17 protein-coding genes and 1 tRNA gene are annotated in these 14,360 nt (G+C 57.7%); 7 read left to right on the top strand and 11 right to left on the bottom strand.

Going from position 1 to position 14,360, the window contains the following annotated elements; all coding sequences use genetic code 11:
• Both F2P67_RS24300 and F2P67_RS24305 read left to right on the top strand, forming a co-directional pair.
• Nucleotides 1-521 (top strand): RNase A-like domain-containing protein (locus F2P67_RS24300; protein WP_343045174.1); only part of this gene is annotated, 521 nt, incomplete at its 5' end.
• A complete protein-coding gene (locus F2P67_RS24305) occupies nt 518-823 on the top strand; it encodes a contact-dependent growth inhibition system immunity protein (protein WP_166224779.1) in 306 nt (101 codons plus the stop codon). The genes F2P67_RS24300 and F2P67_RS24305, both read left to right, overlap by 4 nt.
• A gap of 74 nt (nt 824-897) precedes the next feature.
• On the opposite strand, the gene F2P67_RS24310 is transcribed toward F2P67_RS24305, so the two are convergent.
• The 4 genes from F2P67_RS24310 to F2P67_RS24325 form a co-directional block, all read right to left on the bottom strand.
• Complete coding sequence (locus F2P67_RS24310) at nt 898-1,059, bottom strand: hypothetical protein (protein ID WP_008080986.1); 162 nt, start codon at nt 1,057-1,059, stop codon at nt 898-900.
• Nucleotides 1,060-1,184: 125 nt separating this feature from the next.
• On the bottom strand, nt 1,185-1,604 hold the full coding sequence (locus tag F2P67_RS24315; RefSeq protein ID WP_166224782.1) for a glycine zipper domain-containing protein: 420 nt from the start codon (nt 1,602-1,604) through the stop codon (nt 1,185-1,187).
• A gap of 137 nt (nt 1,605-1,741) precedes the next feature.
• Nucleotides 1,742-2,113, bottom strand: coding sequence for a bacteriocin (locus tag F2P67_RS24320; protein ID WP_166224785.1), 372 nt, complete (start codon nt 2,111-2,113; stop codon nt 1,742-1,744).
• A gap of 328 nt (nt 2,114-2,441) precedes the next feature.
• Complete coding sequence (locus F2P67_RS24325) at nt 2,442-2,630, bottom strand: hypothetical protein (protein WP_166224788.1); 189 nt, start codon at nt 2,628-2,630, stop codon at nt 2,442-2,444.
• A gap of 221 nt (nt 2,631-2,851) precedes the next feature.
• On the opposite strand from F2P67_RS24325, the gene F2P67_RS24330 reads away from it, so the two are divergent.
• Nucleotides 2,852-3,205 carry a YceK/YidQ family lipoprotein gene (locus F2P67_RS24330; protein ID WP_166224790.1) on the top strand — a complete coding sequence of 118 codons (354 nt, stop codon included), beginning with the start codon at nt 2,852-2,854 and terminating at the stop codon, nt 3,203-3,205.
• On the opposite strand, the gene F2P67_RS24335 is transcribed toward F2P67_RS24330, so the two are convergent.
• Both F2P67_RS24335 and F2P67_RS24340 read right to left on the bottom strand, forming a co-directional pair.
• Nucleotides 3,206-3,526, bottom strand: a complete 321-nt coding sequence (locus tag F2P67_RS24335) for a YbjQ family protein (RefSeq protein WP_123449612.1) — start codon at nt 3,524-3,526, stop codon at nt 3,206-3,208.
• 153 nt (nt 3,527-3,679) lie between these two features.
• Nucleotides 3,680-3,769, bottom strand: a tRNA-Ser gene (locus tag F2P67_RS24340).
• Between the two features lie 308 nt (nt 3,770-4,077).
• Between F2P67_RS24340 and F2P67_RS24345 the strand changes: the two genes are divergently transcribed.
• The 3 genes from F2P67_RS24345 (at nt 4,078) to F2P67_RS24355 (ending at nt 6,814) form a co-directional block, all read left to right on the top strand.
• Nucleotides 4,078-4,767: a crotonase/enoyl-CoA hydratase family protein gene (locus F2P67_RS24345; protein ID WP_166224793.1), complete on the top strand. Its 690-nt coding sequence runs from the start codon at nt 4,078-4,080 to the stop codon at nt 4,765-4,767.
• A gap of 217 nt (nt 4,768-4,984) precedes the next feature.
• Nucleotides 4,985-5,707, top strand: coding sequence for a lysophospholipid acyltransferase family protein (locus F2P67_RS24350; RefSeq protein ID WP_166224796.1), 723 nt, complete (start codon nt 4,985-4,987; stop codon nt 5,705-5,707).
• A gap of 135 nt (nt 5,708-5,842) precedes the next feature.
• The gene (locus tag F2P67_RS24355) at nt 5,843-6,814 is read left to right on the top strand and encodes a magnesium and cobalt transport protein CorA (RefSeq protein ID WP_166224799.1); all 972 of its coding nucleotides are present in this window, start codon (nt 5,843-5,845) and stop codon (nt 6,812-6,814) included.
• Nucleotides 6,815-6,871: 57 nt separating this feature from the next.
• On the opposite strand, the gene F2P67_RS24360 is transcribed toward F2P67_RS24355, so the two are convergent.
• From F2P67_RS24360 to F2P67_RS24370, 3 genes are all read right to left on the bottom strand, one after another.
• Nucleotides 6,872-7,600, bottom strand: a complete 729-nt coding sequence (locus tag F2P67_RS24360; RefSeq protein ID WP_166224802.1) for an amidotransferase — start codon at nt 7,598-7,600, stop codon at nt 6,872-6,874.
• Nucleotides 7,601-7,694: 94 nt separating this feature from the next.
• On the bottom strand, nt 7,695-9,839 hold the full coding sequence (locus F2P67_RS24365; protein ID WP_166224805.1) for a 3-hydroxyacyl-CoA dehydrogenase NAD-binding domain-containing protein: 2,145 nt from the start codon (nt 9,837-9,839) through the stop codon (nt 7,695-7,697).
• 24 nt (nt 9,840-9,863) lie between these two features.
• The gene (locus F2P67_RS24370; RefSeq protein ID WP_166224808.1) at nt 9,864-11,069 is read right to left on the bottom strand and encodes an acetyl-CoA C-acetyltransferase; all 1,206 of its coding nucleotides are present in this window, start codon (nt 11,067-11,069) and stop codon (nt 9,864-9,866) included.
• A 585-nt stretch (nt 11,070-11,654) separates the two neighbouring features.
• Here F2P67_RS24370 and F2P67_RS24375 point away from each other — a divergent pair.
• Nucleotides 11,655-12,476 (top strand): c-type cytochrome, encoded by an 822-nt coding sequence (locus F2P67_RS24375; RefSeq protein WP_166224981.1) that lies wholly within the window; start codon nt 11,655-11,657, stop codon nt 12,474-12,476.
• A 119-nt stretch (nt 12,477-12,595) separates the two neighbouring features.
• Here F2P67_RS24375 and F2P67_RS24380 read toward each other — a convergent pair whose 3' ends face one another.
• Nucleotides 12,596-13,405 (bottom strand): transglutaminase family protein, encoded by an 810-nt coding sequence (locus F2P67_RS24380; protein WP_166224811.1) that lies wholly within the window; start codon nt 13,403-13,405, stop codon nt 12,596-12,598.
• Nucleotides 13,402-14,352, bottom strand: coding sequence for an alpha-E domain-containing protein (locus F2P67_RS24385; protein WP_166224814.1), 951 nt, complete (start codon nt 14,350-14,352; stop codon nt 13,402-13,404). Before F2P67_RS24385 ends, F2P67_RS24380 begins: the two co-directional genes overlap by 4 nt.
• Between the last annotated feature and the right edge of the window lie 8 nt (nt 14,353-14,360).

The raw sequence follows: 14,360 nt of genomic DNA on the forward strand, positions 1-14,360 counted from the left end.
CGCCGGATCCGATCAAGTTGTCCGGTGGGCTGAATCAGTACCAGTACGTGCCGAATCCGACGGGATGGGTGGATCCGTTGGGGTTGGCTTGTATCCCTTGCCCGGGAACGATACCCGCAGATGGGCCATACACTGAAATTGTACCTGGAGGAGGACTAGCCGCTCACGAAGCACAGGGTGGGCACCTGATTACAAGACATGTTGGAAGGACCGATGCCCAGTTGGCTCAACGGCTACAAGCAGAACCCAACATTCCTGCTGCTTCGACTTTCCTGAATCGAGCCGAAGCTGAAACTGCTGTGTCTGAAGCGTTAAGCGCGAACTCGCACGAAGTGACGGCGTTCTTGGCAAGCACCAAAGTAAAGACAAGTTTTACGCATAATCTCAGTCGACCAGTAGGTGTGAGTATGCTCAATGGTCTTTCGCAATCTCAACCGGCATCGAAAATACTTTTAGTGTTAAAGAAAGCCCCTTCACTACCTTTGGGATATTTTTTACTAACAGGATTTCCAGAGCTATGAACAATGCCTTTCCAGAAGCTCAAGATTTTTTTGGAGCTTACTTTCATCAAGACTGGCTGCTGGAGCACGACACAGCAGATCAAGTCATCGATGATTTTTTGAGAAACTCTGATAAAAGCGTACTGATTTTAGTCCATAGCGAACTTCAAACCCTGCTAAGTAAGGAGTTAAGTGAAATGGAGCTAAGAGAATTTTTCTTAAAGGAACTCAACTGTTACTACTGTTACTGGAACGACTGGAAATCCGGTGAAGAGTGGCTCCGTCACATCGAAAGGAAGCTTAGCGTAAACCTGGCTGACTAATATGCGCACGTCTAAGGGACCTAAGTCACAGGCCCTTAGAGCCAATCATTGGGTTTACACATAGAGGCTGCCGTTCACTGCTCATCCTCCTCATATTCCATATCCGCCTCATCCGAATCATTCAACGGCACCGTCGCATCATCCATCAGCGACCCCGGATCCTCATTTCCGGGATCATTGATAAACGGCAGCCCACTCGGGCCTTTCTCTTCCTTGCCTTCAGTTTCGGGAGTCATGGCGCACCTCGTGTTTCGGGGGGAATGTATAGGTTCGAAAAGCCCTGGCGCCAAACGTTCCTGAGTCCGACGCGCCAAAACGAAAAACCCGGCACTGGGCCGGGTTTCTGCTGACGAACATCCCATCAATGATGCCGGTTCTTGTGTTTGTTCTTGTGCTTGTGGCCGCCGCCGGAATGAGATCCGCCATCATCGCCCAGGCTATTGCCGACCGCGCCGCCGGCCGCGCCGCCCAAGCCTGCACCGACAGCAGAGCCAGTTGATCCGCCGAGGCTATTACCAACGACTGAACCACCGGCGGCACCGAGACCACCGCCAATGGCGGCTTCAGTGCGATTGTGTTTATTCGCCCCGACCGCACCGCCGGCAGCGCCACCCACACCGGCACCGACGGCGGCACCTGTGCTGCCTCCGAGCTGTCCGCCGACCACATTACCCAGCACACCGCCGAGACCGCCACCCACGGCTGCCGAGCCATCACCGGCGGCCATCGCGCCTTGAGCCACCAACAATCCGAAAAACAGTGCAGACAATGACAAACGCATTTGAACCTCACAGTTCCCGAATCGGGACATTACGCCCAAGCATGGGCCTATGTGAGATTGGAGACATTGGTTGGAAAAACGTTCAGCCATGAAAAAACCCGACATCGAGCCGGGCTTTCTCTGACAAGCGCTTTGTATCAGTGACGCTTGTGACCTTTGGACAGGTTGCTGCCCACTGCGCCACCCGCTGCACCGCCGAGGCCAGCACCAATGGTGGCGCCAGTCTTGCCGCCAAGGCTGTTGCCGATCACCGAACCACCGGCTGCGCCGACACCGCCACCGATCGCGGCCTTGGTGCGGCTGCCCTTGCGTGCTGCCATCGCGCTGCCGGCTGCACCTGCCACACCTGCGCCAATCGCTGCGCCGGTGCTGCCGCCCATTTTCTGACCGACCACATTACCCAACGCGCCACCCAGACCGCCGCCGAGCGCAGCAGTGCCATCACCGGCAGCCATTGCACCCTGAGCGACAAAAAGCCCGAGAACCAGAGCAGGCAGTGTTAAACGCATGACGAAAACCTCAAAAATTGGGATGACAAAAAGGGCCGGGATTGAATGCCGTCAGCGTGCAAAAGTCCAGATCAATCGGATACCTGCAGGCGCTCGGCGCCGATTGGACAGCGATTCTGCAAAAGGTTTTATGACAGGCAAAAAAAAGCCCGCTGGGGAGACGGGCTGGAGACTTGCTTTCTAACGGATGGCTTCACCCTACTGAGAAGGACGTGAAAAGTTTGTGAAAAGCCTCGAAACCTTCCTGCCGCCCGTAGGGCATTTCCTCGTTTGCTGCTCAGGACATGAAAAACCCCGCTCATTGGCGGGGTTCTCGTTGCAGGACTATTTACTTACGGGCGCGCGTCGCGACCCTGGGTAGAAATTTCGCCTTCGGCCCTTTCGGTGCCGTGGACTTGATCTTGCCGGTCTGAACCGGATCCTCGCCAAAGCCAGCCTGATACTCGGTCTGGCCGCACCGCACGCAATTGTTGAAGGAAAATTCAGCCCCATCGTCTTCGATATACGGATCAGTCATACCTTCGCCCCTTCAAAACGGGTCGACACCGGCAAAGCCCTTTTGCCTGAAAAAATATCGACCTCCAAGGCTTTTGAGACTAGCCGGTCATTCCTGGACTTGTTATTCAGATCGACCGGTGCCCGACGAATGGGCTACAAAAAATAAACAAAATCCAGAGGCGTTTTCCCTCCAAATCAAGCTAATCTGCACTTCCGTTTCATTGCGAAGGAATCGCGAGCATGCCCCTGAAAACCAGCGCCCTACTCCTTTCAGCTCTGATGATCAGTGGCTGCGGAACCATCAGCAGTGTGTTCCAGGAGGACACCGTTGCAGGCAATGACCTGAAAGCGCGCAAAACCTATTGCGATTCGATTTCCCGCATTTACAGCGGCATCGGCTACGACTTCTGCGTACTCCATGCCCCTGAATTGCCGATGAAAGCCTTCGGCACGGGCCGCCCCGCAGCACCGCTGGTGCTGCTCGATCTGGCGGTCTCCGGAGTAACGGATACCTTGGTATTGCCTTACACCGCCTATCAACAGATTAAACACGGCAATATCGAAATCTATCAGGCACAAACGTCGAATCAGTAATCAGCGCAACTTGACCGCCGTACCGGTTGCAAACACCACAACCATGCCGCCCTTGCCGGCCGGCATGCTGATCTCGAAATCCACGCCGACCACCGCATCCGCTTGCAAAGCACGTGCTCGCTCCCTGATTTCATCGGTGGCCTGAATACGCGCTTCCTTCAACGCCCGTTCCAGCGTCTGCGACCGCCCACCAAAAAAGTCGCGCATGCCGGCGAACATGTCACGAATCACATTGACGCCCTGCACCGACTCGGCACTGACAATGTCCAGATACGCGGTGATCTGGCGGCCTTCGATGGCGTGAGTGGTAGAAATGATCATTGAGCCGTCCTTTTCACTGGCGAAGAAAAAACGCGATTGTAATCCCTACCCACGATGAAGCCGACTTCAGCAACGCTCTCGATAAAATCCAGACACCAGAAACCACAAAACCCCTGACTTCTGTCGAAATCAGGGGTTTTGCGTAATCGAATGTGGCGGTGAAGGAGAGATTCGAACTCTCGATACAGTTTCCTGTATACACACTTTCCAGGCGTGCTCCTTAAGCCACTCGGACACTTCACCGTATCTCTTCAAACATGTTCTGTCTGTCGAGGCGCGCTAATGTAGTCGAAAGCTTTTCCGATGGCAAACTTTTTTTCAGAATTTTCATGCGGTTAAGAGAAAAAGCTACTTTCCCTGCGGATAGGCCATGGCAAACCGGCCAATCTCTGGTGGGCGCAGCCCTTCTATATAGAAGCAGAAGCATCTGCCATGTGGCGCGCTACGCTGGATGAGCCGGGAATCGGTGACCAGCGAGTCAGTCACGGCGCTTTACCTTGCCTACGGCGCTGGGTAACGTCTGCCTCATCTTTCTTACAAGGAATAGCGTCATGAGTGAGTTGATTGCCTACCACCTCGAAGACGGTATCGCGACCCTGACCTTGAACAACGGCAAGGTCAATGCCATTTCCCCGGACGTGATTACGGCGTTCAACGCGGCGCTGGATCAGGCGGTGGCTGATCGTGCCATCGTGATCATCACCGGGCAGCCCGGCATTCTGTCCGGCGGTTATGACCTGAAAGTGATGACGGCCGGTCCGAAGGAAGCCGTGTCGCTGGTGACTGCTGGTTCGACGCTGGCTCGTCGCCTGTTGTCTCACCCGTTCCCGGTGATTGTTGCCTGCCCTGGCCACGCTGTGGCCAAAGGTGCATTCATTCTGCTGTCGGCCGACTACCGAATCGGCGTCGATGGCCCGTTCAGCATTGGTCTGAACGAAGTACAGATCGGCATGACCATGCACCACGCCGGCATCGAGCTGGCCCGTGACCGACTGCGTCGCTCGGCATTCCACCGTTCGGTGATCAACGGTGAGATGTTCGATCCAAAAAGCGCCGTCGATGCTGGCTTCCTCGATAAAGTCGTGGCTGCCGAAGAGTTGCAGGGCGCCGCCCTTGCCGCTGCGCGTCAATTGAAGAAGATCAACATGAACGCGCACAAGAACACCAAGCTGAAGGTGCGCAAAGCGCTGCTGGAAACTCTGGATAACGCCATCATTCAGGATCAGGAGCATCTGGGCTAAACACCCGGATTCAGCGCTGAAGAAAAGCCCGACCGTCGTGTTGGGCTTTTTCTTGCACGCTCGGTTGAAAACACCGTGAAGGCTCTAGGACGTGTCTGACACTGCTAGCGGAAACATGCGCTTAAACATCGGCCATCTCCGGACTCTATAGTGGCAATTGCCGAAAACAGTGCACATCCGTACACTGCGCCACCTTTTGTCCCGGTGGGCCTGCAAAATGCTGTTTGTGTTTCGTATGTTATTGATGGGCCTGCACTTTATTCTGGCGGGAGTGCTCGGGGTGATCCTCGGCCTGTGCCGGCCGTTCAATCCGGACAATAGCCGCTTGTGCGCGCGTCTCTATGCATTGCCGGCGATGTGCATCTTGCGTCTGCGCGTGAAGTCCGAAGTCAGTGGCTTGATGAACAAGCCAGACAGCTGCGTGATCGTCGCCAATCATCAATCCAACTATGACCTGTTCGTGTTCGGCAACGTGGTGCCGCGCCGCACGGTTTGCATTGGTAAAAAGAGCCTGAAATGGGTACCGTTGTTCGGGCAACTGTTCTGGCTGGCCGGCAATGTGCTGATCGACCGGGGCAATGCGCACAAGGCGCGCCAGTCGATGCTCACCACGACCCATACTTTGCAGAACGAAGACACCTCGATCTGGGTGTTTCCGGAAGGCACGCGCAACCTCGGCGAAGAGCTGCTGCCATTCAAGAAGGGTGCATTCCAAATGGCAATCGCCGCCGGCGTGCCGATCGTTCCGGTATGTGTCAGCAGTTACATCAAACACATGCGCCTGAACCGCTGGCGCAGCGGGAAAATTCTCATACGCTCGCTACCGGCCATTCCTACCGCCGGACTGACCATGGACGACATGCCCATGCTCATCCAGCAATGCCGCGAGCAAATGCGCGAGTGCATCGAGTCGATGGATCGGCAACTGCAAGCCGCGTAAAAAACCAAACCCGCCCTGTGCGGGTTTTCTTTTGCCCGGTGAACTGTGCAGATTTCACTGACTCTGAAGCAGCGACAAGGCTAAGCTGAAGCCTTGCATTCCCTGCCATCTGCCAAGAAGAAGTGAATTACCACCATGGGTCGAGTTGTTGCTGCTGCGGTGTACAGCGCGGGTAAGAAAGTCACCAACATTACTCTCGATGAAGGTGCAGCCTGGGCCGCCAAGACCGGGCACTTTGTATGGATCGGTCTCGAAGAGCCGAACGCCCAGGAACTGGCCAATCTGCAACGTCAGTTCAACCTGCACGAACTGGCCATCGAAGACGCCCTGGAAAAACACAGCCGACCGAAGCTGGAAACCTTTGGTGACGCTTTGTTTATCGTCACCTACTCGCCAATTCGCGAGCACGGGATTCTGCAATTCATCGAAACCCACATCTTTGCCGGCAAGGGTTACATCATCACCGCACGGAACGGCCACTCGGCGTCCTACGCCCACGTCCGCCAACGCTGTGAGGCGCGTCCCCTTTTATTGGAGCATGGGGAAGATTTCGTACTGTATGCACTGCTCGATTTCGTCATCGAAAACTATCAACCGGTCGGCGAAGCGATCCACGCCGAGATCGATGAGCTGGAGCGCAACGTGCTGTGCAGTGCGCTGAACGAGCATGACATTCAAAGGCTGCATGGCCTGCGTCGGGATGTCGTGCGTCTGCGCCGTTACGCGGCCCCCATGGTGGAAATCGGCGAAGAGTTGCAACGGCTGAGCTTCCCGTTCATCGACAAGAACATGCGCCCGTACTTTCGCGATGTGCAGATCCACGTCACGCGGCAGATGGAAGACCTGACGACACTTGCGGAAATCGCCAGCCAGACCATCGAGATCGGTGTGTTACTCGAGGCTTCACGGCAGAGCGTGGTGCAACGAAAGTTCGCGGCGTGGGCGGCGATTCTGGCGTTCCCGACGGCCGTGGCGGGGATTTACGGGATGAACTTCCAGAACATGCCGGAGCTGACCTGGCATTACGGTTATTTCGGCGTGCTGGGGTTTATTGCGGTGGGATGCGTGAGTTTGTGGGCGAGCTTCAAGAAGTCCGGCTGGCTATAACCGGTATTGCCTGTGGCGATCAGGCTTGCCCTCATCGCCACAAGCAAGTGTCAGACATTAAACAGCTTTGGCTTCTGGCTTGTGCGCCACAAACCGCATCATCCACTCCGCAACCGTGGTGCCATGATGGTCCTGCTCCAGGCTGGCCACGCCTTTGCTGTAAATCTGCGAACCCAGCGCTTCTTGACGCAGATCCAGCAGCGCACGCGAGTAATCGTGAATGAACTCCGGATGGCCCTGGAAGCACAGCACCTGATCGTTGATGTGATACGCCGCAAACGGGCAGAAATCGCTGGAGGCAATCACCGTAGCGTTTTCCGGCAATGCGGTGACCTGATCCTGATGACTGATCAGCAGCGTCAGCTCTTCACGCACAGGACTCATCCACGGCGCCTTCGCTGCGAGTTTGTAGTTGTGGGTGCCGACGCCCCAGCCCTGCGTGGCGCGCTCGCTCTTGCCGCCGAGCAGCAGCGCCAGCAATTGATGGCCGAAACACACGCCCAGCAGTTTGTCGCCACGCTCGTACCGGTTCAGCAGGTATTCCTTGAGCGTTTGAATCCACGGGTCGGTGCCAAATGAATCGGCCTTGCTGCCGGTGACCAGGTACGCATCGAAGGTCTGCTCGTCGCTCGGGTACTCTCCCTGCATCACGTTGTATACGGTGAACTCGGCGGCAATCGGTTGCTGCGAGAACAGGCGCTGAAACATCTGCCCATAACCCTGATATTGATCGACCAGTTCCGGACGCAGGATGTCGGTTTCCAGAATGCAGATGCGTAGCGACATAAAAAATACCTGACACGTGATGGGAATAATGAACACCCCAGAGCCTGCCTTGAAACACCCCGGCAAGGCAAGCCCCGGAAGGGTTCCCTGGCGTTTAGAACAGCTCTCCTTTCGCCGCTTTTTCCAGCAACAGTGCGGGCGGTGCGAAACGCTCGCCATATTGCTCGGCCAGATACTGCGCCCGCGCTACAAAATCCTTCACCCCGTACTGGTTGATGAACTGCAGCGCCCCGCCGGTCCACGCAGCGAAACCGATGCCGAAGATCGATCCGACGTTGGCGTCCGCTGTCGAGGTCAGTACACCCTCCTCCACGCAGCGTACCGTTTCGATGGCCTGCACAAACAGCAGTCGATCGCGCACGTCCTTCGCTGAAATCTGCCCATCCGCCTTCTCGAAACGAGCTTTCAATTCAGGCCACAAATGTTTCTGACCACCGGCCGGGTACTCGTAAAAACCGCCGCCTGCGGCCTTGCCCGGACGCTTGTATTCGTTGAGCAACAAGTCAATCACAGCGAACGCCGGATGCTCAATCAGCGGTTTCCCTTCTGCCTGTAGATCCTTCGCCGTTTGCTGACGGATATGACTCATCAGGCTGAGGGAAACTTCGTCAGAGATCGCCAGAGGCCCGACCGGCATCCCGGCCTTGCGCGCTTCGGTCTCGATCATCGGCGCGCTCACGCCTTCGCCGAGCATGGCGATGCCTTCGTTGGTGAAGGTGCCGAAGACCCGCGACGTAAAGAAGCCGCGACTGTCGTTGACCACAATCGGTGTCTTCTTGATTTGCAGGACGAAATCGAACCCGCGTGCCAGAGTTTCATCGCTGGTCTGCGCACCTTTGATGATTTCCACCAGCGGCATCTTCTCCACCGGGCTGAAGAAATGCAGGCCGATGAATTTGCGTTGATCTGGCACAGCAGTCGCCAGACCGGTGATCGGCAAGGTCGAGGTATTGGAGGCAATCACAGCATCAGCGCCGACGACTGTCTGCGCCGCAGCCGAGACTTTCGCTTTCAGTTCGCGATCTTCAAACACCGCTTCGATGATCAGATCACAACCGGCCAGATCATCATCGTTTTCGCTGGTCTGAATCCGTGCCAGCACCGCTTCACGCTGCGCGGCATCCATCTGGCCGCGAGCCACTTTCTTGTCCAGCAGCGCCGCCGAGTGCGCTTTGCCCTTCTGCGCTGCGGCAAGATTGATGTCCTTGAGCACCACCTCGATGCCGGCCGAGGCGCTGACAAACGCGATCCCGGCGCCCATCATTCCAGCGCCGAGCACACCGACCTTGCGGGTGACGAACGGTGCAAAACCCTGCGGACGCGAACCGCCGGCATTGATTTCATTGAGTTGAAACCAGAAGGTGCCGATCAGGTTTTTCGAGACCTGTCCGGTGGTCAACTCAGTGAAGTAGCGCGTTTCGATCAGGTGCGCGGTGTCGAAATCCACCTGAGCGCCTTCCACCGCCGCGCACAGAATTTTCTCCGGCGCAGGTAACGTGCCTTGGGTTTTGGTGCGCAGGATCGACGGTGCGATTGCCAGCATTTGCGCGACTTTCGGACTCGACGGTGTGCCGCCAGGAATCTGATAGCCCTTCAAGTCCCAACGCTGAACCGCCGTCGGGTTAGCAACGATCCACGCGCGGGCCTTGGCCAGCAGCTCTTCGTGATCTGTCGCCAGCGCATCGATCAAACCGGCCTGCAACGCTTGTTGCGGACGGACCTTTTTGCCTTCCAGCAGATACGGCAACGCCTTTTCAAGGCCGAGCATGCGCACCATACGCACCACTCCGCCGCCGCCCGGCAGCAGACCCAGCGTCACTTCTGGCAGACCGAGTTGCACGGACGAATCATCCAGCGCCACACGGTGATGACAGGCCAGGCAGATTTCCCAACCGCCGCCCAGCGCTGCGCCGTTGATTGCCGCCACCACCGGTTTGCCGAGGGTTTCCAGGGTGCGCAATTGCCCTTTGAGGGTCAGCACCATGTCGTAGAAGGCTTTGGCTTCAGGCTTGCCGACTTTGATCAGCTCATTGAGGTCACCGCCGGCAAAGAAGGTCTTCTTCGCCGAAGTAATGATCACGCCGGCAATACTGTCTTTATCAGCAACCAGTCGTGCAACGCAGGCGGCCATGGCCTCGCGATACACGGCGTTCATGGTGTTCGCGCTCTGGCCCGGCATGTCGATGGTCAGCACGACAATCGCGTCCTGGCCTTTTTCGTAACGAATGGCTTCGCTCATAACAAGGTTCCTTGAATTCAGGGCTCAGAGGCGTTCGATAATGGTGGCAATGCCCATGCCGCCGCCGACGCACAGTGTCGCCAGGCCATAACGCAGACGCCGGGTTTCCAGTTCATCGAGCAAGGTGCCGAGGATCGCGCACCCGGTCGCACCCAACGGGTGGCCCATAGCGATGGAGCCGCCGTTGACGTTGACCTTGCCTGGGTCGACAGCCATGTCCTTGATGAACTTGAGCACCACTGAAGCAAACGCTTCGTTGACCTCGAACAGGTCGATGTCTTCCACCCGCAGCCCGGCCTTCGCCAGCGCTTTGCGGGTGGCCGGCGCAGGGCCGGTGAGCATGATGGTCGGATCAGTGCTGGTCACCGCCGTGGCAACAATCCGTGCCCGCGGTTGCAGCCCCAGCGCACGACCCTTGGCTTCGGAGCCGATCAACATCAACGCCGCACCATCGACGATGCCGGAACTGTTGCCCGGCGTGTGCACATGATTGATTCGCTCGACATGGCTATAGACCCGCAGCGCCGTAGCGTCGAAGCCCATCTGGCCGATCATTTCAAAACTCGGCTTGAGCTTGCCCAGCCCTTCGATGGTCGATTCGGCACGAATGAACTCATCATGATCAAGCAGGATAATGCCGTTCTGATCCTGCACAGGCACCAGCGACTTGTTGAACGAACCGTCGGCACGGGCCCGCGCTGCTTTCTGCTGCGAGTGCAGCGCGTAGGCATCGACGTCCTGACGGCTGAACCCTTCGATTGTGGCAATCAAGTCCGCACCGACGCCCTGCGGGGTGAAGTGACTGTGCAGATTGGTCTGCGGGTCCAGCGCCCAGGCGCCGCCATCGCTGCCCATCGGCACGCGAGACATGGATTCGACACCGCCGACCACCACCAGGTCTTCGAAGCCCGAGCGCACTTTCATCGCGCCGAGGTTCACCGCTTCCAGACCCGACGCGCAGAAACGGTTGATTTGCAAGCCGGCGACGCTGACATCCCAATCCGCTACCTGCACGGCGGTCTTGGCGATGTCCGAACCTTGATCGCCAATCGGCGTGACGCAACCGAGCACCACGTCATCGACCTGGCTGGTGTCCAGCGAAGTGCGCTGCTGCAGCGCGGTCAACAGCCCGGCGACCAGATTCACCGGTTTGACGCTGTGCAGGGCGCCATCGGCCTTGCCCTTACCGCGCGGCGTGCGTAGTGCATCAAAAATCAAAGCTTGGGTCATGACGTCCTCGAACCTGTGCGGTGAGTGATTTCTTGTGCCTCCACTCTTCGCCTGAGCGGCTATGGATTCAATGACCACAGCGCTCAATGGCGTTGACGCACACGCTCAGACGGACGGTCATCAAGTGCCGGGTGAACCGGTTCAGGTCGGCGAGTTGTCTAGCAAGCGGGCGGCGAAGGAGCTGGCAATACGCCTCATGCTTTTTTAATTGCCGCTGAGCAGATCACCATACGAAATGGATCTAAGCCAAGCGTGACGCGGGCTCTAAGGTAGAACATGTACGTCATGGTCGTCGGGTTTTGCCGAGGCAGACGTTCTTTAACAGGAAGTGCAGCGCTTGCCGTCATGGATATGCAGGCAAGCATCAGGAAATAACAATAAAGGCGGTCAAGCCATGTTCAAACAACCGAAAGTTCGTCAAGCAGGGCTCATTCTTTTCGCCACCACGTTGTTGTTGATTTTGCCGAATTTGACCAAGGTGATCGGCTGACTCAAGCGGCAGGTGCTCTCTATCGCCACTGAATCTGTGCCTGGCCCGCTACCCGGGACAGCGTGGCTGTGCCAATCTTTGCGCACTTCCACGACATGGACGGCGATCATTTGAAAGCGCTCATTGTGTTCGGGGCCTTGCTGCTGAGCATGCCCTTGTCTGCTGCCCAGTTGGATCTGCAACTGGGCAAGAACAGCCGCACCTGGCAGACCGAGGAGTTGCTCAAACATCCTCAGGTGCAAACCCTCACGATCAAGAACGACGTGTCCTACAAGAAGGACATGACTTATCGCGCAGTGCCTTTGGCAGCGCTGCTGAGTGGAATCAATCCCGAAGATCACCTGCAGGCCGTCGCGCTGGACGGCTTCGCTGCCGAATTGAGTGCTGCGCCGCTGCTCAACAACAAAGGCTCGCGTGCTTGGTTGGCGATTGAGGATCCGGCGCAACCATGGCCGCCGCTGTCGGCAGGCAAACACAGCGCCGGGCCGTTTTATCTGGTGTGGACCGACCCACAGATCGACAAGATCAGCCCCGAACAGTGGCCTTTCGAAGTCGCCAGCATCAAGCGCATGGCGCCGGTGGCCGAACGTTTCCCTGCCTTGCTGCCGGATCCGGCGCTGAAGGCTGATGACCCGGTGAATCAGGGTTTGACGTTGTTTCAGAAGAATTGTCTGGCGTGTCATCGCTTGAACGGTGCAGGCGATGCGCAGTTCGGACCGGACCTGAATATCCCGTATAACCCGACCGAGTATTTCGGTGCGCACTTCCTCAAACGTTACATTCGCGATCCGCAGAGCTTGCGCCAGTGGCCACAGGCGAAGATGCCGGGGTTTTCGGCCGAGGTGCTGCCGGATGGGGATCTGGAGATGTTGGTCGGGTATTTGAAACACATGGCCGGACGCAAGGTTAAGCCCTGAACCCATCTCCTTGTAGGAGTGAGCCTGCTCGCGATTGCGGTGGACCAGTCAGCATTGTTGTATCTGACATACCGCTATCGCGAGCAGGCTCACTCCTACAGGGGATACGTGTGAGCCCGTTATTGCTGCTGCACGGAAATGATCGGCGCAGGTGTCGGCGAGACAAACACCTTTGCATGCATCTGCTCACACCCGCCACCCCTGCGCATGCCGCGCACCGGGCAGGCATCGAGATAATCGAGGCCAACGGCCAGTTTCAGGTGCCGCTCGGGTCGCGCCAGTTCGTTGGTCACGTCAAAGCTGTACCAGGCGTCATCCAGCCACGCTTCGGCCCAGGCATGGCTGGCCAGATGTTCACAATCTTCGCTGTACAGATAGCCCGACACATAACGCGACGGCACCCCAAGGCTGCGTGCGCAGGCCAGAAACGCATGGGTGTGATCCTGACAAACCCCGGCACGCCCGGCGAACGCTTCGGCAGCACTGGTGTCGACTTCGGTGGAGCCTGGCGTGTAAGTCATGTGCTGATTCAGACCGTGCATCAAATCGATCAGCGCGGTGCGGTCACGACGTTGCTTGCAGGATTTTGCTGCAAACGCGCGCAGGGCCTCGTCCGCCTCGGTCAGACGGGTGAAACGCAGGAATGGCAGCGCCGACTGGCTCTCATGTTCTGCCTCACGTAATTCGTCGATATCGACCTGTCCCCGGGCACCGATGATGATGGCTTCGTGCGGCTCATCCATCGTCAGCACATGCAGAATGTTGCCGAACGGATCGAGCTGCGCGCGCACCGGGCGCGGCAGGTCAAGCTGCCAACTGAGCACGTGTTGACGTTCGCTGTCGTGGGGTGTGAGGCGCAGATACTGGATGCTCGCGCGCACCTGATCTTCGTAGTGATAGGTGGTCTCGTGGCTGATGGAAAGTCTCATGCGGCCTCCAGGTAGGAACTGTGAATGGCATTGCCCAACTGGCGCACCAGCGGGATGAATTCGGTGAGCCAGGCGTGCAGGCCTTCGGCGAGAATCTCGTTGATACCGGTGTAGCGCAGGCGCGCGTCCATTTCTGCTGCCAGACGTTGCGCGGGACGGCCGTTGGCGCCAGGTAACTGCGCGAGAATCTGGTCAATCTCTTCGGTGCAGGCGCGCAGGGAGCGCGGCACATCGGCGCGCAACAACAGCAGCTCGGCAACATGTCGCGCGCCGGGAGCGTCGCGATAGATTTCGGTGTAGGCCTCGAATGACGACAAGGCGCGCAGCAGCGCACTCCATTGGTAATACGCGTGAGCAGTGCCGTCGCTGACCGCTTCGGCCTGATCGCCGGCCATTTCGTAACGGGCATCGAGCAGGCGCAGCGTGTTGTCCGCGCGCTCGATGAAGGTTCCCAAGCGAATGAAACGGAATGCATCGTTACGCATGATCGTGCCGTAAGAGGCACCCCGAAACAGGTGCGAGCGCTCCTTGATCCACTCACAAAAACGACTCATGCCGTAACGGCTGAGGCCCTGTTCAGCGATCCCGCGAATTTCCAGCCACGTCGCGTTGATGTTTTCCCACATGTCCGCCGTGATTCGCCCGCGCACCGCATGGGCACTGGCCCGCGCCGCTCCGAGACAGCTGTAGATGCTCGCCGGGTTGGCCGCATCGAGGGCGAAGAAGTGCAGCAGGCGTTCGGCATGCAGTTCGCCGTGACGCTCCAGGTAGTCGTCGAGTGTGCCGGTGATCAGCAGCGGCATGGCCAATTCGTGCAGACCATTGCCGCGACCGTCCTGTGGCATCAACGACAGCGAATAACTGACGTCGAGCATCCGCGCGAGGTTTTCCGCCCGCTCCAGGTAACGCGACATCCAATACAGATCCGAGGCAGTTCTACTTAACATGGCAAGCT

Origin of the sequence: Pseudomonas atagonensis (assembly GCF_011369485.1) — a bacterium.
Classification (GTDB): domain Bacteria; phylum Pseudomonadota; class Gammaproteobacteria; order Pseudomonadales; family Pseudomonadaceae; genus Aquipseudomonas; species Aquipseudomonas atagonensis.